Consider the following 17,717-nt stretch of genomic DNA (forward strand, 5'->3'; position numbering starts at 1 on the left):
ATAAAATTGTGGTATATAAAAAAGAGACCTCACTCGGTCTCTTTTTTATATTTTTAAGATAACCAATCTAATTTTCTAATCCCGAGCTTATCTACTGGTAAACGAAGTGAGCCATAAAAGTGCTTCATAAATTGCTCTGAGCGGTTTACATCGTGTAAAATGGCTTCTAAGCGATCTCTATATATGCTTTTTTGTTCTTCGTTTCCAGTTTGATAATATCGTTCGACCGTTTCAAAATAGTGAAGCGGGAACAGGAGCCTTGCAAATAATAAACGCCAACCAAATGAGGACAGCGAGTAATTCCGTTCATAATCTGTAACAAATTGAACGATTGTTTGATCCCAGTCTTTCTTTTTTTCAATCATCATATAGCGAATCCATTCTGCTATATCTCGAGTTGGGTGATCATACACCCAATCAAAAGGAAGTTTGAGACGCTTCGTTTGATGCCATAATAAAGGTGTGAATCGTTCTTGGCAAATTGTCGCTGCATCCGTTAGTTGCGGCGTATCATCCATTTCTGTATCAACAACATATTGAATGGCATTTTCTGCAACTCCTAAGTAATACGGGAAGGATTCAATAAACAATTGATCGAATACGTCTGTAGGGTGGTTCATCACTTGTGATTGCCAAAACTTTTCTAACTGATCGAGTCTCTTTTCCCATAACGCTTTCCATTCACCAATGCGGCTTAATTGCTCGATTTCTTCTGGAAAGAATGCACCTCTTTTATGGAATATAGAAAGTTCACTTCCTAATGACGTAGCATGTCGTTCTAACGCTCGCATACCTTTTAATAAGCAGTAATTTTGTTCTTCTATCTCACTTACATAGTAGCCGTGTATAGTTGGAACGAAAGTCGCTACAGTTATATCCCCTTGCTGGTTCATATAGTCACTGAGCTTTTTCATCTCTACAAGTACTTCTTCCTCCATTTCTCCAATTGGAACAAGTACATAAATTTTGTTGCGAATCCAAAAGCTTTTATAGGGGCCAAGGGGGATTAATTCTTTAACATGCATGTGATAATGCTCATAAATATGCTGAATCATCGCAGTCGCCACCTATGGTTTTTCTTTATATATATGAGCTTGTGCTCGCCTTTCATTCCTATGCACATGATAAAGCAACGAAACGTATACAAATACTAAAAAGAAAAAAAGGTGATAAACATGAAAGAATCAAATCAACTACAAGAAAGAGCATTACAACTATTACAAGAACGTGGTGTAACAATTGACGATATTGCTGAACTTGTTCATTTTCTTCAAAAAAAATATCATCCAAATTTAGAGATGTCAGAATGCCGTTACAATGTAGAACGTGTACTATCAAAACGTGAAGTACAAAACGCACTGATTACTGGTATCGAGCTTGATGTCCTTGCTGAAAAGGGAATGCTAAGTGAACCGTTACAAGATATTGTAAAACGTGATGAAGGCTTATACGGAATTGATGAAGTTATCGCACTTTCTATCGTGAACGTGTACGGCTCTATCGGTTTCACGAACTTTGGATATATTGATAAATTAAAACCTGGTATTTTAGAATACTTAAATGATAAATCAACTGGAAAGGTGCACACGTTCCTTGATGATATCGTTGGCGGAATCGCTGCCGCTGCTTCAAGCCGTTTAGCGCACCGAGCTGAGCACTCAGAATAATAATGTTTTCTAGGCCGTCAGTTTCATTCTGACGGCCTTTCGTATTCCATAAGCATAAATTCTCTTCCGCGACTCAAAAAAATAGTCCCTTGTTTAAATCCGATATTTTTATATAACGTAATCGCTCTTGTATTAAATGTCGCTACGCTTAATCGAAACATTTTTGCATTAAACTCTTTCGTGGCAAATGCTATTCCAGCTTGGAAAAATTCTTTCCCCATTCCTTTCCCAGTTAACGCCGGTTTCATACCAAGTCCGATATCAATCAAATCTTCTCCATCATATAAATTAGCATCTCTTCCACCTGGTACTTGTGCATTTTCTCCAAAACAAAAATAGCCGATGAACTCTCCTTGATCGTCACAACAGCCATAATACGTTCCATCTAATAGCTCTTCTATTACTTCTTTCTCGCCTGAAAAACTATATAAACTATAAGGTTCCTCGTACGTCCACGTATTTATCTTCTTTGCTTCTTCTATCGTTAACTTATGTATATCCACTTTCTCTTTCCCCCTATTATATTTCTATTAACAATATTCGATATTCATCTTATAATTCATCTTTCTCAATATATTTTTTAAATTTATCGCTTCATTTTTATGGAAGATTTTTCTTATTATGTTACGATTAAACAGAATCATTACAAATAAGGTGGTGACAATTTGAATTACTTTTCTTATCTCTCCTCGGAAGAACGGCAAAATTTTTTCTATAAAGAACCTCTTAGTTTTTCAAAAAATATAGGGAAAGAACAACTAGCTTACGCACTAGGCGCCACACTATATACTCCTGGCACGAAAGAAACAATTGCGGAAGATATAATTAGAAAGAAACATGTGGATGCTACCTCAATTATTCTTTGTCTAGAGGACGCTATCAGCGATGAGGAAGTAAAACTTGCAGAGCAAAACATCGTCGTTCAAATACAGCAAATCGCTAACTTAGTCAGTGCCAACATACTAAATCAAGCAGACATCCCGCTTCTTTTTATTAGAGTTCGACAGCCAAGTCAACTGAAGACAATTGTTACTGAATTAGGTAGTGCTGTTCATTGTTTATGTGGTTTTGTCTTTCCAAAATTCACACCGATTAACGGAAAGACTTATATCGATCAGCTTGCATATATAAACGAGTTATACTCATTATCGCTATATGGCATGCCGATTTTAGAATCCCCCGAAATTATGTATAAGGAAACACGGGCAGAATCATTATTACAAATAAAGGATTTACTAGATTCTTATCACGATTACATCTTAAATGTACGTATTGGTGCTACTGATTTTTCAAGTCTATTTAGTATTCGGCGCAATAAATACACACCTATCTATCATATTACCGTTGTCCGTGATTGTATTTCAGACATTATTAACGTTTTCTCAAGGGCAACAAATGAATATATTATTTCAGGATGTGTATGGGAATATTTTTCTAATGATCATGAAGAAGGGCTTATTCAAGAGGTATCACTTGACCATGCAAATGGCTTAATCGGAAAGACAGTTATTCACCCATCTCATATTAAAGTTGTACAGGCAATGCACATTGTCACAATGGAAGATTATTTAGATGCGAGATCAATTTTACAAAATGCAGATACGTATAATGGAGTGCTAAAAAGCAGTTTTTCTAACAAAATGAATGAAGTAAAACCTCATTATGGCTGGGCTCGCAAAACCATTTTAAAATCTAATATTTACGGGGTGCTACATGAAAACAAACAATTCACCGATCTCCTTATTACAAACGCAAAGCAATACGTATAACGTTTTAAATAATATACAAGTCCATGTAGAAGTACGTGATAATCCATATAATTTAGCGCTAGACAATCTTTTTCAAATGGCTGCGAGAATAAATAAGAAACGTAGTTTTTTATTTGTGAGTACAATCCTTGGAAAGCATCTTCCTATTAAACCTGCAGTCTCTCTATCAAGTGGAGTTGCTCTCGCTGCAAGATATTTGGAAATACTACATAATATTTCTCATCCATTTCAAAAAGAAATTTTAAATCTCATTTCATTAGAAATTGATGAAATCCCAGAGGAAGTATTTCGTTATCAATATCCTCTGCAAGAAGAAGTTGTGTTCATCGGATTCGCTGAAACAGCGACAGCACTTGGTCATTCTATGTTTCAATGCTTTCAAAATGCAAAGTATGTGCATACAACTAGGGAATCGATACCCCACCTAGAATCTGTCATTACATTTGAGGAAGAACATTCTCATGCAACATCGCACCGTTGTTATGTAGATGAAAGCTTTTTTCAAAACAACAACCCGATTGTTCTCGTAGATGATGAGATGACAACAGGAAAAACAGCATTAAATATTATTAGATCTATTCAAAATAAATTCCCACGAGAAGAATATATAATTGCTTCTTTATTAGACTGGCGTTCTCATACTAATAGAAAACAATTTAAACAATTAGAAGAAGAACTTCAAATTAAGATTCATGTTATTTCTTTATTAGAAGGCAGTATTCATACAACTGGCCAACCATTAAATATTGCAAAAACAGATATTCAAATTAAAGAAACAAAACCTGATTTCAAAAAGCATACCCTTACCTGTCCAAAATCACCCTATACATCAAATTATATAAAATATACTGGGCGATTTGGCATTTCAGCATATGAACAAAAGCACATTCATTCTTTCGCTCAAGAAGCAGGAAAAACTTTAAAAAGAGAAAGAATGGGAAAACGAACACTCTGTCTCGGAACGGGTGAATTTATGTATATCCCAATGAAAATTGCTGCTGAAATGGGTGAAAATATTTTATATCAATCTACAACAAGAAGCCCTATCCATCCTGTTTCAAATGATGTAAACTACGCCATTCATAATCATTTCTCATATCCAAGTCCTGAAAATTCTACTATTACAAATTACTTTTATAATATTTCACCTCATGATTACGATGAAGTATTTGTTTTTATTGAGCGTGATTTAGGAGAAGAAGCCCTGTTTCCTCTTCTACAGCAGTTACAAACAGTTATTCCTTTTATTCATATCGTCTCATTTTCAAATAGCATAGAAAAGGAAGGTTGATAATTATGGTAAAAGTAAATTCTCATATTAGTAGTTACAATCCAAATGATGCTATTTTTCTATTAACAGATATTAGTGATTTAATGAAAGAAAGTTCCACGGAAACTAGAGAACAAGCAATTCAAGCTGGCACACATTATTCCGAAATGTTACCAATGGAATATAAACCATCTAAAGCGTATATGGATTTATTCTTTTCTTCCCTGCAACAATATAAACACAAACTAGCCATCGCTGTTGGAGTTGTCGCCGAACAGATTATACAAACTAAAGGAACTAACCTTGTCCTCGTTTCATTAGCTCGTGCTGGTACACCTATTGGCATTCTTATCAAACGCTACATACGCTATCAATACAACCTTGATGTACCTCACTATTGTATTTCTATTGTTCGCGGACGCGGTATTGATGAAAATGCACTCCATTATATTTTGGAACATCACCCTAAAGAAACAATTCAATTCATTGATGGGTGGACTGGAAAAGGTGCAATAAAAAAAGAATTAGAATATGCAGTACACACATTTAACGAACGAAATAATACACACATTTCTCATTGTATGGCTGTGCTTGCTGATCCCGGTTACTGTACTTCAATTTACGGTACACGTGAAGATTTTCTTATTCCTAGCGCTTGCTTAAATGCAACAGTCTCTGGACTAATTAGTCGCACTGTACTAAATGACACCTATATCGGTCCAAATGATTTTCATGGTGTTAAATATTATAAAGATCTAGAACAAGAAGACTTATCAAATTTCTTCGTTGATGAGGTAACAGAGTTATTCCCTTCTGTTCATTCTCATATAGATAATCAATTACGTTATATTACTTCAACTTACACTGATCCCTCTTGGCAAGGATTAAAAGATATACAGTCTATCCAAAATCACTTTGAAATTGACGATATTAACTTAATTAAACCAGGAGTCGGTGAAACAACTCGTGTATTACTCCGGAGAATACCGTGGAAAATTTTAATACGTAAGCAAAACAATCCCGATTTAAAGCATATTTTACTTCTCGCTAAAGAAAAGAATGTCCCAATTGAAATCTATGAGAATATGGCTTATTCATGTTGCGGGCTCATTAAGCCTCTTAGGAAGGAAACAAGATGATTTTCGCCAGTGATCTTGATCAGACGCTTATTTATTCCCGGAAATCGTTTCGTGCCCCTATAGAAGATGAATCAATTCAACTCATTGAAACTATAGATGGGAAAGAAATTTCTTTCATATCACATAAAACCATTTCACTACTAAAAAAATTACAACTGCACTCACATTTCATCCCAGTTACAACAAGAACTATTAAGCAGTTTCAGCGTATTGCTTTATTCCAAAACGAAATCATTCCCGAATACGCCATTACAAGTAACGGCGGCAATATCCTTCATAACGGGAAACAAGATGGTACTTGGAACAGGAAAGTAAAAGAAAGACTATCGGTTGAATGTATAGAGAGAAACGACATACTAAAGGAATTTGGACAAATAGCTCATAAGGATTGGGTTATATCGCAAAAAACAGCTGATGATCTATTCCATTATTGCATTATTAAACGGGAGAACATTCCTTATGATGAATTATCATCCTTCACTTCCTGGTTAGACAAACAAGGCTGGAATCATTCACTTCAAGGTAGAAAGCTATACTTTGTACCAAAACCAATTAATAAATGGGACGCCGTGCAATATATAAAAGAAATTTTGCAAATAGATACGATTATTACAGCTGGGGATTCTTTACTTGATTTATGCATGCTTGAAAAGGCGAACCATGCCTTCGCACCACTTCATGGTGAGTTAGGGGCAATGCATGATAACTTACAACCCCATATTTTAAAAACAGACGCAATCGGCATATATGCCGCAGAAGAAATCGTAAATAAATCACTTCAAATTATTCACAGTTCATTACCTACCTCATGATCATCATATGCACAATTGCATACGCACCGCGGTTAAACAGATGGTACAATTTATTTGAATCGCTGTTGCTACACTTCTTGATTAGAGAAAAGGCGTTAACACGGAAATTAGCGTCTTATCAACCTCAAGCAATTGGCACATTTTGTCATCTTACAAGACACTCGAACGAGTGTCTTTTTTCTATATCCAACAAGGACTTACTCATTTCAAAGTATAAATACATAAAATAATGTAAATCATGACACTCATGAATCACTTTCTAAAAGTTATAAAGTAGATTCAAAATAAAAAAGCACTCTTAACTAGAGTGCTTTTTACTTTCAAACAAGGAGGCTACATATATGGATAGTACTCTCGTATTTAACTTCGGCATTGGTATTGTTATCATTTTATTCGTCTTCTTTGTACTTTGTATGAGCGGGGTATAAAAAGGCGATTTTCGAGCGTCTTTTTATACATACATATGTATTACTTGACTTCTATAAAAGTAGTAACCATAATAGTTACAGAAATACAAATAGCTATTCACATATCCACAAATAGGAGGAAGAAAAATGAAACATGTAATCGTTTATGCACACCCGAATACAGAAAGCTTCAACCATGCGATTTTAGAAACGGTAAAAAGTGAATTAGAAGGAAAAGGTCACGAAGTACGCGTTCGCGATCTATACGAATTAAACTTTAATCCAGTATTAGGCGCTTCCGATTTCATCTCATTTTCTCAAGGAAACACACCAGAAGATATTAAAGAAGAACAAGAATATATCTCTTGGGCTGACAGCATTACATTCATTTATCCAGTGTGGTGGGCGGGACTTCCTGCTATTTTAAAAGGATACGTTGACCGTGTATTTAGCCATGGATTTGCTTATGCTTACAGTGAAAACGGCATTGAAAAGTTATTAAGCGGTAAAAAAGGATTGTTATTATCTACAATGGGCAATACGAAAGAGGCATACACAGCAGGCGGCATGTTTGATGCAATGAAGAAAACAGCGGATGTTGGTATTTTTGAATTTACAGGCATTGAAACAATTGAGCATACATTCTATACAAGTGTCCCTTCTGTGGATGACAGTGTGCGTAAGCAATATCTTGAAGAGGTTAAAAACGTTGTGAATCGTGCATTCTAATAAAAAAACTCCGGCTTTAACAACCGGAGTTTTTTTATTTCATCATTAATTTCGGAATATATCTTTGAAGAATGCTTTCTAATTCATTCATATCTTCCTGTCTAATAAGTAAATTCACATTGTCATTCATTTTTTCTCGCCCGCGATATAAAAATATATTTTCTTTTGGATTTTCCCATGTTGATGTTTTATAGCCTTTCAATTCTTCATATGAATAAAAGTTTAATCCATCTATTACACCTTTTTCATATATTTGTACACTTTTAATAAGATGTATAGCTATTAAAGTCATAAAACAACTTGCTACAGCATGAATACCTAGCTGAATAAAAAACTGTTCAACTGTATCAATATCGCCACTTACGTACTGAGCATATATATACATACATTGTCCAATGAAATATGCTGGTCCAAGTAATGCAATCCAACGTCTTTTCACCCGAGGATACATTGCAATAAGTTTTCCTGCGCTTTTTTTCATTTCATTTATTTTATATATTTTCCATAGAACAAAGAACAAAACGCATAATGTAAAAACAAGCATAATACATGACATCCAGTACATTCTTATTCCTCCCTTATATCAATACATTTAAATTTTACATTCCGCATACCTATAGTACATATGCAATTATGCATAAAAAATGCAGGTAACCTCTTCCGGCTACCTGCATTTCATTACATCTTCTCAATCCACTCCGTCAAGTTATGCACAACTTGCGTTGGTTGTACTTCGTATTCTGTTAACTTCTCCACAGTTGTGACTCCAGTGTGGACAAGAAGGGTATGCATACCAGCATTTATTCCTGCTAAAATGTCTGTATCGTAGTTATCCCCAACCATTAATGCTTCATTCTTTTCTATGCCAAGCACTTTCAAAGCTTGTTCCATAATGATTGATTCTGGTTTTCCGATAAAGATTGGATCCACACCTGTTGATACTGCTACAACTGATGTTAATGAACCATTACCTGGTAATAATCCTCGCTCAGTTGGGATGGCAATATCCCCATTTGTAGAAATAAACGTCGCGCCATTACGCACAGCAAGACACGCTTTTGCTAATTTTTCATATGTGATGTCACGATCTAAACCCACAACAACGAAATCAGGATTTTCATCCACAAGTTCAAATCCTTTTTCCACAAGTGCATCGTGTAAGCCTTCTTCACCAATCATATATACAGTTGCGTCTTGTTTACGTTCATAAATGAAGTTCGCAGTCGCCATACTCGTTGTGAATACTTGCTCTGCTTTCGCTGGAATATCGAAACGAACAAGCTTTTCTGCTACCTGTTCCGGTTTGCGAGTTGAGTTATTCGTAACGAATAAATATGGAATGCCGCGCTCTCCTAATGCTTTTACGAAGTCGCTTGCTTCTTCAATTTGTTCTTCTCCGCGATACATCGTACCGTCTAAGTCAATTAAGTAACCTTTATACATCGATTATGTCTCTCCTTCTATGCTAACGTTCTCACCTTATCATACCACTCTTATATTACCCGCTTTTCCAAAAGAAAAAAACGCTTTACCTTAAAGCGCCCCATAACGTTCATTTTTTCTCTTTTATTTGGTAAGAACAACTACAATCGCCCTCGCACATATTTGCTAGCGTTTTCACTTCTGCGTTCGTAAATAAACGCTTATACATTTCTTTTTCATCTTCACACACTTGCGGGAATCTCTCGGCAATTTCCTTTAACGGACAGTTTTGTTTTTCAATTACGAAGGATTTCTCTCCATCTCTCTTTATTTGAACCATATAGCCATTTTTCTCTTGCATAGCTGCTATCTCTTGCACTTTATATGCTAAATTCTTTTGATTACTCACTCTCTTTTGTAACTGTTCTTCCATTCGCTTCGTTCTCTCTTTTAAAACGTAACGAAGTATTTTTTCATCGCCCATTCGAGCTAAATCTTCTAGCATATCAATCGCAAATTGCTTATACTCTTTCGGGAATGTATCTTCTCCCTTTTCGCTTAATCCATACAAATAAGTTGGTCTTCCGACATGTTGCCTTACCATCTTAGAATAAATGAGTCCGTCTTTCTCAAGATTACTTAAATGTCTTCGAATCGCCATTTCTGTAATCTCTAAAACGTCAGCTAGTTCCGCTACCGTGTGCTCTCCCTTTACTTTCAACAATTGTACAATCTCGTCTTTCGTAGTACGTGCTTCCCCCATACTTCACCCTTCTCCCTTTTCTTTCTCACATACAATATAAGATCCCCAAAAGGCATTCTCTGGGGATCTTATAAGCATAATTATTCTGGTACAAATGCAGATACAGGTCCTAATTCCTTTTCTAAATAACTGCGAATATTTGCTGGGTACCTTTCTACCACTGCAATATGTTTTTGAATCGTCTTATATAATTCATCATGATTCATTTGAATATAATCTTGCGTAAGCATTTTTCGAAGAAGGATAATTTCTTTCATCCCTTGTCCATCTTCTTCACTTATCACTCGCTCGTCCATTAAAATATCAATAATATCTTCATAGCTTCCTGGATCGCGCATAATAAATCCATCAATCATCGCATTTCCTACATCTAATACACAATCAATAATAAGATGGGCTATGCGCTCTAATGCGTAAAATTCAAACTCGGTTTCATATATCTTTTTCTCTTGAAATGTACTTGTTGCTCGTTCTAAACATACTAGCATTTGTTCTATTTTCTTTCTGTCTACAAAATACATGAATGTCACCTACCTGGAAATTAAAGCATTTACATTTTAATTGTAACGCTTTCTTCTGAAAAAATCGACAATTTTTCGAATTCACCTTTTCTCCGTTATTTGTTATAGTTATATTTGTATGATTTTTGAAATTGGAGGAATGGAATCTTGGAACGTGAACTCGCACTAGAAATTGTCCGTGTAACAGAAGCAGCTGCCTTAGCATCCGCACAGTGGATGGGCCGCGGAAAGAAAAATGAAGCAGATGATGCAGCAACTACAGCAATGCGTGATATGTTCGATTCAGTAAACATGGCAGGTACAGTTGTAATTGGTGAAGGAGAACTTGATGAAGCACCGATGTTGTATATTGGTGAAGAACTAGGAACAGGTAACGGTCCAGAAGTAGACATCGCCGTTGATCCATTAGAAGGTACAAACATCGTTGCAAAAGGTCTTGCAAATGCAATGGCAGTTATTGCAATCGCAGACAAAGGGAACCTTCTTCATGCTCCTGATATGTACATGGAAAAAATCGCGGTTGGTCCAAAAGCAGCTGGTAAAATTAGCTTAGATGATCCAATTGAAAAAACAATTGAAATTGTAGCAGAAGCTAACAATAAAAAGATTCGCGATCTAACAGTTATCGTTCAAGAACGTGAACGTCATCAAGATATTATTGACCGTGTTCGTGCAAAAGGTGCACGCGTAAAATTATTTGGTGACGGTGATGTTGGTGCGTCAATCGCAACAGCACTACCTGGAACGGGTATCGACTTATTCGTAGGTATTGGCGGAGCTCCAGAAGGTGTTATTTCTGCAGCAGCATTAAAGTGCCTTGAAGGTGAAATGCAAGCTCGCTTAGTTCCAATGAACGAAGAAGAAGAAGCTCGTTGTCGTGAAATGGGATTAGAAGATCCTCGTCAACTTCTTATGTTAGATGACTTAGTATCTGGGGATGATGCAATCTTCTCAGCAACTGGTGTATCTGCTGGTGAGTTATTAGACGGTGTTAAATTCCTTGGCGGAGATTTAGCTGAAACATACTCTATCGTAATGCGTTACAAAACAAGAACAGTACGATTCATTAAAACGCATCACCATTTAGATCATAAACCACACTTAAACTTAGATATTTAATAAAGGAGCCATGTGTATGGAAGAACGTTTCTTTCTGTACGACGATACTGTCGCTACAAAAACTCGTTTCGTTAGCTTTATGGGAGAAAATGAGCGTCACGATTTAGCGCTATTATACTCCGATCGTCATTACGGTAAAACAATTGTCCTTGATATGCAACGCAATAAATTTGCAATCATCGGTGCTGACGATTTAAACGAACCAGGCTACTTAGAGCATGCATTTTCTATGACTGAAGAAATTGCAGAAGAACTACGCTCATTTTTATTTGAACTTATATAATTTATCGTATGCACCAGCTATTTTAGCTGGTGTTTTTTCATCACGAGTATTTAGAATTTTCAATCTTTTGTGTTATAATTAAGAATAAATCTATTTGGATAGAAAGGACGTTATCTACGTATGCCAACAACTACTTTGTAATGGACCAGCAATTGGATAGCATTACTCTCAAAAAAGCACCGTGCTTTTTCAAGGGAGTAGTCTGCCCATTCCCATTACAAAGGAGCGTATTGCATCTGTAGTATGATGTTTACGGAGGTTCCTCTTTGGGGACCTCCTTTTATTCTTGTCTTTTTCTCATGCCTTCATACTACAAGACATCCAAATAGCTGTATTACGTTCCTTTACCACTACTATAAGAGGTGAAGGAAAATGCAGAAAGTACAACTTTCTTGGAGTTTATATGAAAACGAGCAAAACACAATCGAAAAATATTGTAAAAATTGCAGACGTACTACCCTATTTACCGACACAAATATTCGTAGGCATAACGCCAACGGAAAAAACATATACCGCTTTGCCATTTATAAATGTCCGAAAGACCATACGTGGAATCAAAAACTTCGTATTTATAAAGCATTTACTGATCACGTTGAAACAGTCGATATGACGCAGCAGGATCAGCCAGAAACAACTACTACCATTTCCATTACGCAACATCAAGAAAGCGGCATAACCGAAATCACGATCGTATTAGATATTGTTTTCGGTTCCCACCGCATTGATAAAGCCTTATCCACATATATTTCCGACTGGAGCCGTACACGCATTGTGGATAAAATTAAAAATGGGGATATTCAATTAAACGGACAACAAATGAAACCAAATACAATACTTTCTGAAGGCGATTCTATTTCAATTTGTTTATAAGGGGGAGTCTCATGCTAAATGTGAGAAAAGGTACGATGAATTTATTAGACGAATTAGATGCAATGTATACAGAATGTAAAAAAGCGCTCTTACAAAAGAAAATTTATCAATGGGATGATTCATATCCGACTCGAGAACATATTGCCTATCACTTAGAACAAGGTGAACTCTGCTGCCTATTTGAGCATGATTCGCTCGTTGGTGCTGTTGTGTTGAATGAGTGGCAATCTCCAGAATATGAGCTAATTGATTGGTCAGAAACACACGGTCGCTTTCTTATCGTCCATTCTTTCGTCATCCATCCTTTCGCCCAAGGAAAAGGATATAGCAAAGTACTTTTATCCTTTTGGGAAAATGAAGCAAAACGAAAAGACTATACGGGCATACGATTAGATGCTTTCACTGGCAATCCCGTTTCATTGCATTTGTATGAAAAGAATCATTATATTTGTCGAGGTGCTGTTTATTTTTCAAGTAAACAGCCTCCTCACAATTGGTATAACTGCTATGAAAAAATCCTCTTACAATTGTAAGAGGATTTTTTTATTTCTTCACTTTTCGTAATACAAAATGTGCGCAACCGAAGTTACAGTACTCGTATAAATACTCCGTTAACGTACTAATTTTCGTATCATATGTCGCACGTTGGTTACTATCATCAAAGAATCCGCGCAATCTAAGTTGCTCATATCCCCAGTCCCCAACGATGTAATCATATTTATTTAAAATTTCTGCATAGCGCTCTTTAAATGCTTCTTCACTAAAACCGTCACGAAAGTTTTTAATTACTTCGTACTGAACATTATTAATGCTCACCGTAGCATGAATCTCTTGCTTTTGCTCCATCATTAACTTCCTCTCTAAGCATTCTTCTTTTTATCGTATCACAAAGCATAACAACCAACAATTTCAAATACAAAAAATTGCAAATTAGTACATGCTATGGAGAAGGAGGTGATACATCGTGAAAAAACAAATTTTACTTTCCCTTCTCACTCTTTCCTTATTTGCAGGCTGCCAATCAGCGAACAAAGCTGAAATGGAACGTGAAGAAGGAAGCCGTGTTCTTGTTTCCAATAAAAACGACATGTATCATACGGAAAATACAAATACAAGACTCACAAGAGTCGGTTATTCTTCTAAACAAAAGCATGAAGTATCTAACAAACAAGTAGGGGCCATTAATCGCGAGAAGGTCGCTGAAATGATTACAAGCATGACAGTCAAACTTCCTGACGTTACAAACGCTGCTACACTCGTTACTGATGATGAAGTGTTCGTTGTATACCGTGCAAACACAACGGATCCAAAACTCGTAGCGGATCAAGTATATAGAGCTGCTTTGTCCATCGTTCCTCGCTATTATAAAGCATATGTATCAACAGACCAAAAGTTGATTTCTCAAATTCAAGGGCTTCAATCTGGCGCATTAAATGATACAGAATATACACAAAGCCTCGATATGTTAAAACGAGAAATGAGTAAAAATCCTCATTTGAACAATACGGGAGATCAGACTTTGAATGATATGATTAAAAAGTAAAACAGGTGGAGAAAATCTCCACCTGTTTTACTTTTTATTTTTTATTACGATCCGCATAAACCTCCATCGCATCACACATAAACTGCGCTAATCCCTCACCAAACTTATCGATATTTTTCGTAAAGCGCTCATCAGCGACGTACATTTGACCGAGTCCTTTAAAAGCATCTAACGAATATTCACCGAAGTTTTGCAAGTAATCGTACCATACTTTAATAGCTGCCTGCGCCTCTTTAGAATCTGGTGCATCGTGTCTAAGCGTTGCTAAATTTCTATAAATAGCATTAAACTCCTCTTGGTTCTCTTTTGACATACCTTTTGCATATTCGTTCGCTTTATCTACAGCTGCGTCTCCCCATTTTTCACGTGCTTCTTCTTCATATGGGTTATGGCTGAAATCGAATCCTTCAAATTTCTCTTTATTCGTCATTTCAATCTCTCCTTTTGTATGCTGAATTGTTTTATCAATCGTCGCAATCACCTTATCTAATCTGGCACGCTTTTCAAGAAGCATCTTCTTATGAAGCTGTAGTGCCTCTTCGCGATCAAATGATGGACTCATGATAATCTCTTTAATTTTCTTCAAAGGGAAGCCAAGCTCTTTAAAAAACAAAATTTGCTGCAATGTCTCTAAATTTTCATTGGAATACAGACGATATCCAGACTCTGTCGTCTCGTCTGGGGTTAACAACCCAATTTCATCGTAATGATGCAGTGTGCGCACACTAATTCCAACTAAATCAGCTACTTCTTTTACTCTCATTGTCATTTGTATCTCCCCCTTAGTACATACGATAAAGTATGACGCAACGTTAGAGTCAATAAGTAAATTCATTTTCTTTCTAAAAGTTTCATCTCTCCCCTATTTCATGCATAATAGATATGTACATATATTAGAAAGCGGTGAAAGTATGGTTTCAAATACTGTAATTGCCAGCATCATTTTTCAACTCATTGTCTCGATTCTGGTCCCAATTATCGTACTCGTTTATTTCCGTAAAAAATATAATATGAATTGGAAAGTGGTCGGCGTTGGTGTTCTTATCTTTATCGGATTCACCCAAATTCTTGAAACACCATTCCACCTATTTATGCGGGGTAATCCAACAATCGCTCCATTTTTAGAAAATCCGTTTGTCTTCGCAATTTATGGCGGATTGACTGCTGGTATTTTTGAAGAATTAGGACGCTTCGTTGCCTTCTTCTTCTTACTAAAAAAATATCTAGAATATAAAGATGGCTTCGCTTATGGAATTGGTCACGGCGGAATTGAATCTATTTTAATTGGCGGTTTTTCTGCATTACAAGCATTAATCTTTGCTAATTCTATTAACGATGGTAGCTTCGCTCGACTGATTGAACAAAAACCCGAGCTTAGCATTTTACAGGACATGTTAATTCAGCAACCTGCCTACTTATACTTCCTTGGTAGCTTAGAAAGAATTATGGCACTCGTGCTTCAAATCGCCTTTACAATGCTTGTTTTATACGCAGTCAAACAGAAGAAATATATCTTCCTAGTATACGCTATACTATTCCACGCATTTGTAGACTTTTTCGCGGCACTTTACCAAACAAAAACAATCAACATCTTCGTTGCCGAAGGAATTACACTTCTGTGTACAATTGGCGCTGTCGTTCTTATTCGCAAAATGAAAGAGAAATTAATGAGTGTACCGGAGTAAAAAATAAACCACCAAAATTGGTGGTTTATTTTTTATATGGATGATAACTTTTGCCCTCTTGCAGCTCCCTCTTTGTTTCTGCATCTATAACGATATATTTATGAAACTCTCCTACTTCATTTTGAATAAAAGAAGCGAAAAAGTATACTTGGCGATCAGAGTGAACAAAAAAATCTTGAAGTACCACTCTACCTCGACAACCGACAGCTGTTTTTTGTAGGAAAGAAAATTCTTCATCAGGCACTTCTTTAAATAAGATTTTTTTCCGAACACTATATGCTGCATTTTTGTATTCTTTATAGATCTTCTTATCTAACTGTTTATAAAAAACATCCTCACTCACAAATGACTTATTTCGATTGCTTGGATAATTTAGTTTTTGATTCGACTCTGCATAAGTTGTGGACAAGTGTATAAAAAAACAAAGACTAAATACAATACATATCATTTTATTCATGATTGCACCTCAAATGTTCATTATCCACATTACTTTTCCACATATTTAAATCAATATACTGTTTCCAATAAAAAGGAATTATTTCTACATTTGTCGAAGTATATAGCGTCAACTTGAAAGATGGGGATGAATTATGAAGAAAATTATTATAATACGACATTGTTCAGCAATTGGGCAAAAACGTGATGATGAATTAACGACCGATGGAAAAGACCAAGCAAACACCCTTGCTACATTCCTCTTAGAAAATCATCTACAAATCGATCATATTATTTCAAGCCCATTTGTCCGAGCTATCGATTCCATTCGGCCCTATGCGCTCCAAGCTAACTTATCTATCCAAGAAGATGAACGATTAACTGAACGCATATTGAGCAACATTCCAATGGATGATTGGATGCAAAAACTAGAATCTACTTTTACAAATATAGATATTGCCTTTTCAGGCGGAGAGTCAACAAAACAAGCAACAGACCGGGCCCTATCGCTTATTCAAGACGTTTTACAATTAAACCATACGACAACACTACTTGTTACACATGGCAATTTACTTACGCTCATTTTAAAGCATTTTGATCATACAATTGGCTTTAATGAATGGAGAACTTTAACGAATCCTGATATTTACGAAATTACAATCGACGAACAATGTATCATAAAACGCTTATGGGAAGCATCGTCCAAGTAATATCCCTTTCCAAAACATTCAGTTGACGCCACGAGAAGAGACTGTTCTAACAATAGAAAGGGGTATCATTTCATATGTACGAAGACGTACTTGCTTTACTACATAAAACAAATGTTTCTTATGAAAAATTCGAACACGAACCAGTACTCGATTATGAGACCGATCGGATCGTACGCGAGAGACTTGGCTTACAAGGCACCCCAAGTAAAAGCTTATTTTTAAAATCAAAGTCTGGAGATTATTACGTATTTTTTACGTTAGAGGGCACAAGGCTCAACCGGGGAGAGATGAAAGAACTATCAGGAGAACGCTTATCTCTCTGTTCTCCTGATGAACTGCGAGACAAAACTGGTTGTACGCCGGGATGTGTGGCTCCTTTCGGATATTCACACGATGTAACAATTATTGTGGATAACGCTATTTATACGTACGATAAAATTTTAATTACACCTGGTGTTCCTGAATTTACAATTGAATTATCCACAGAAGAATTAAAAAAGATTTTATTAACATGTCCAAATACCGTTTTAGAGTACAAACAAAAAGAGAGCTAATCATTAGCTCTCTTTTTTT

23 protein-coding genes are annotated in these 17,717 nt (G+C 36.0%); 14 read left to right on the forward strand and 9 right to left on the reverse strand.

What is annotated here, in order from left to right; all coding sequences use genetic code 11:
• Window positions 1–53: 53 nt before the first annotated feature.
• Window positions 54–1,055, reverse strand: a complete 1,002-nt coding sequence (gene yutH, locus V7S45_RS24575) for a spore coat putative kinase YutH (RefSeq protein WP_000614215.1) — start codon at window positions 1,053–1,055, stop codon at window positions 54–56.
• 120 nt (window positions 1,056–1,175) lie between these two features.
• Between yutH and V7S45_RS24580 the strand changes: the two genes are divergently transcribed.
• Window positions 1,176–1,667 carry a phosphatidylglycerophosphatase A gene (locus V7S45_RS24580; protein WP_000665103.1) on the forward strand — a complete coding sequence of 164 codons (492 nt, stop codon included), beginning with the start codon at window positions 1,176–1,178 and terminating at the stop codon, window positions 1,665–1,667.
• Window positions 1,668–1,690: 23 nt separating this feature from the next.
• Here the strand turns inward: V7S45_RS24580 and V7S45_RS24585 are convergent, their stop codons facing one another.
• Window positions 1,691–2,170: a GNAT family protein gene (locus V7S45_RS24585; protein WP_025686783.1), complete on the reverse strand. Its 480-nt coding sequence runs from the start codon at window positions 2,168–2,170 to the stop codon at window positions 1,691–1,693.
• 162 nt (window positions 2,171–2,332) lie between these two features.
• Here V7S45_RS24585 and V7S45_RS24590 point away from each other — a divergent pair, with 162 nt between their 5' ends.
• From V7S45_RS24590 to V7S45_RS24610, 5 genes are all read left to right on the forward strand, one after another.
• Window positions 2,333–3,436 carry an HpcH/HpaI aldolase/citrate lyase family protein gene (locus V7S45_RS24590; protein WP_342761532.1) on the forward strand — a complete coding sequence of 368 codons (1,104 nt, stop codon included), beginning with the start codon at window positions 2,333–2,335 and terminating at the stop codon, window positions 3,434–3,436.
• A complete protein-coding gene (locus tag V7S45_RS24595) occupies window positions 3,381–4,727 on the forward strand; it encodes a phosphoribosyltransferase family protein (protein WP_000856298.1) in 1,347 nt (448 codons plus the stop codon). The genes V7S45_RS24590 and V7S45_RS24595 overlap by 56 nt, the downstream gene beginning before the upstream one ends.
• A 5-nt stretch (window positions 4,728–4,732) precedes the next feature.
• Entirely contained in the window at window positions 4,733–5,845 is a 1,113-nt protein-coding gene (locus V7S45_RS24600; protein WP_342761533.1) for a cysteine protease StiP family protein, read from the forward strand.
• Window positions 5,842–6,657 (forward strand): HAD hydrolase family protein, encoded by an 816-nt coding sequence (locus tag V7S45_RS24605; RefSeq protein ID WP_025686787.1) that lies wholly within the window; start codon window positions 5,842–5,844, stop codon window positions 6,655–6,657. Before V7S45_RS24600 ends, V7S45_RS24605 begins: the two co-directional genes overlap by 4 nt.
• 554 nt (window positions 6,658–7,211) lie before the next feature.
• Entirely contained in the window at window positions 7,212–7,793 is a 582-nt protein-coding gene (locus V7S45_RS24610; protein WP_025686789.1) for an NAD(P)H-dependent oxidoreductase, read from the forward strand.
• Between the two features lie 34 nt (window positions 7,794–7,827).
• Here V7S45_RS24610 and V7S45_RS24615 read toward each other — a convergent pair whose 3' ends face one another.
• The 4 genes from V7S45_RS24615 to V7S45_RS24630 form a co-directional block, all read right to left on the reverse strand.
• Window positions 7,828–8,358 (reverse strand): hypothetical protein, encoded by a 531-nt coding sequence (locus V7S45_RS24615; protein ID WP_000289910.1) that lies wholly within the window; start codon window positions 8,356–8,358, stop codon window positions 7,828–7,830.
• Window positions 8,359–8,471: 113 nt separating this feature from the next.
• Window positions 8,472–9,236 (reverse strand): TIGR01457 family HAD-type hydrolase, encoded by a 765-nt coding sequence (locus tag V7S45_RS24620; protein WP_000276467.1) that lies wholly within the window; start codon window positions 9,234–9,236, stop codon window positions 8,472–8,474.
• Between the two features lie 109 nt (window positions 9,237–9,345).
• Window positions 9,346–9,978: a metalloregulator ArsR/SmtB family transcription factor gene (locus V7S45_RS24625; protein ID WP_000503345.1), complete on the reverse strand. Its 633-nt coding sequence runs from the start codon at window positions 9,976–9,978 to the stop codon at window positions 9,346–9,348.
• Window positions 9,979–10,058: 80 nt separating this feature from the next.
• Window positions 10,059–10,499: a DUF86 domain-containing protein gene (locus V7S45_RS24630; RefSeq protein WP_025686790.1), complete on the reverse strand. Its 441-nt coding sequence runs from the start codon at window positions 10,497–10,499 to the stop codon at window positions 10,059–10,061.
• Between the two features lie 147 nt (window positions 10,500–10,646).
• On the opposite strand from V7S45_RS24630, the gene glpX reads away from it, so the two are divergent.
• From glpX to V7S45_RS24650, 4 genes are all read left to right on the forward strand, one after another.
• The gene (glpX, locus tag V7S45_RS24635) at window positions 10,647–11,618 is read left to right on the forward strand and encodes a class II fructose-bisphosphatase (protein WP_000439090.1); all 972 of its coding nucleotides are present in this window, start codon (window positions 10,647–10,649) and stop codon (window positions 11,616–11,618) included.
• 16 nt (window positions 11,619–11,634) lie between these two features.
• Window positions 11,635–11,901 carry a DUF3055 domain-containing protein gene (locus tag V7S45_RS24640; protein ID WP_000392606.1) on the forward strand — a complete coding sequence of 89 codons (267 nt, stop codon included), beginning with the start codon at window positions 11,635–11,637 and terminating at the stop codon, window positions 11,899–11,901.
• A gap of 372 nt (window positions 11,902–12,273) precedes the next feature.
• The gene (locus V7S45_RS24645; protein ID WP_086385640.1) at window positions 12,274–12,771 is read left to right on the forward strand and encodes a cytoplasmic protein; all 498 of its coding nucleotides are present in this window, start codon (window positions 12,274–12,276) and stop codon (window positions 12,769–12,771) included.
• Between the two features lie 11 nt (window positions 12,772–12,782).
• Window positions 12,783–13,304, forward strand: coding sequence for a GNAT family N-acetyltransferase (locus V7S45_RS24650; RefSeq protein WP_342761534.1), 522 nt, complete (start codon window positions 12,783–12,785; stop codon window positions 13,302–13,304).
• Window positions 13,305–13,314: 10 nt separating this feature from the next.
• Here the strand turns inward: V7S45_RS24650 and V7S45_RS24655 are convergent, their stop codons facing one another.
• Window positions 13,315–13,617 (reverse strand): YutD family protein, encoded by a 303-nt coding sequence (locus tag V7S45_RS24655; protein WP_000435943.1) that lies wholly within the window; start codon window positions 13,615–13,617, stop codon window positions 13,315–13,317.
• A 118-nt stretch (window positions 13,618–13,735) separates the two neighbouring features.
• On the opposite strand from V7S45_RS24655, the gene V7S45_RS24660 reads away from it, so the two are divergent.
• Window positions 13,736–14,314: a YhcN/YlaJ family sporulation lipoprotein gene (locus V7S45_RS24660; protein WP_000744132.1), complete on the forward strand. Its 579-nt coding sequence runs from the start codon at window positions 13,736–13,738 to the stop codon at window positions 14,312–14,314.
• Window positions 14,315–14,348: 34 nt separating this feature from the next.
• Here V7S45_RS24660 and V7S45_RS24665 read toward each other — a convergent pair whose 3' ends face one another.
• On the reverse strand, window positions 14,349–15,083 hold the full coding sequence (locus tag V7S45_RS24665) for a MerR family transcriptional regulator (RefSeq protein WP_000178775.1): 735 nt from the start codon (window positions 15,081–15,083) through the stop codon (window positions 14,349–14,351).
• A gap of 100 nt (window positions 15,084–15,183) precedes the next feature.
• Between V7S45_RS24665 and V7S45_RS24670 the strand changes: the two genes are divergently transcribed.
• Window positions 15,184–15,999, forward strand: a complete 816-nt coding sequence (locus V7S45_RS24670; protein WP_002204855.1) for a YhfC family intramembrane metalloprotease — start codon at window positions 15,184–15,186, stop codon at window positions 15,997–15,999.
• Window positions 16,000–16,024: 25 nt separating this feature from the next.
• Here V7S45_RS24670 and V7S45_RS24675 read toward each other — a convergent pair whose 3' ends face one another.
• Entirely contained in the window at window positions 16,025–16,456 is a 432-nt protein-coding gene (locus tag V7S45_RS24675) for a hypothetical protein (protein ID WP_025686793.1), read from the reverse strand.
• Window positions 16,457–16,589: 133 nt separating this feature from the next.
• Here V7S45_RS24675 and V7S45_RS24680 point away from each other — a divergent pair, with 133 nt between their 5' ends.
• Window positions 16,590–17,144: a histidine phosphatase family protein gene (locus V7S45_RS24680; protein ID WP_000720176.1), complete on the forward strand. Its 555-nt coding sequence runs from the start codon at window positions 16,590–16,592 to the stop codon at window positions 17,142–17,144.
• 74 nt (window positions 17,145–17,218) lie between these two features.
• Complete coding sequence (locus tag V7S45_RS24685; protein ID WP_000272746.1) at window positions 17,219–17,698, forward strand: YbaK/EbsC family protein; 480 nt, start codon at window positions 17,219–17,221, stop codon at window positions 17,696–17,698.
• Window positions 17,699–17,717 lie beyond the last annotated feature (19 nt).

Origin of the sequence: Bacillus sp. BR3(2024), from assembly GCF_039134555.1 — a bacterium.
Lineage (GTDB): Bacteria > Bacillota > Bacilli > Bacillales > Bacillaceae_G > Bacillus_A > Bacillus_A cereus.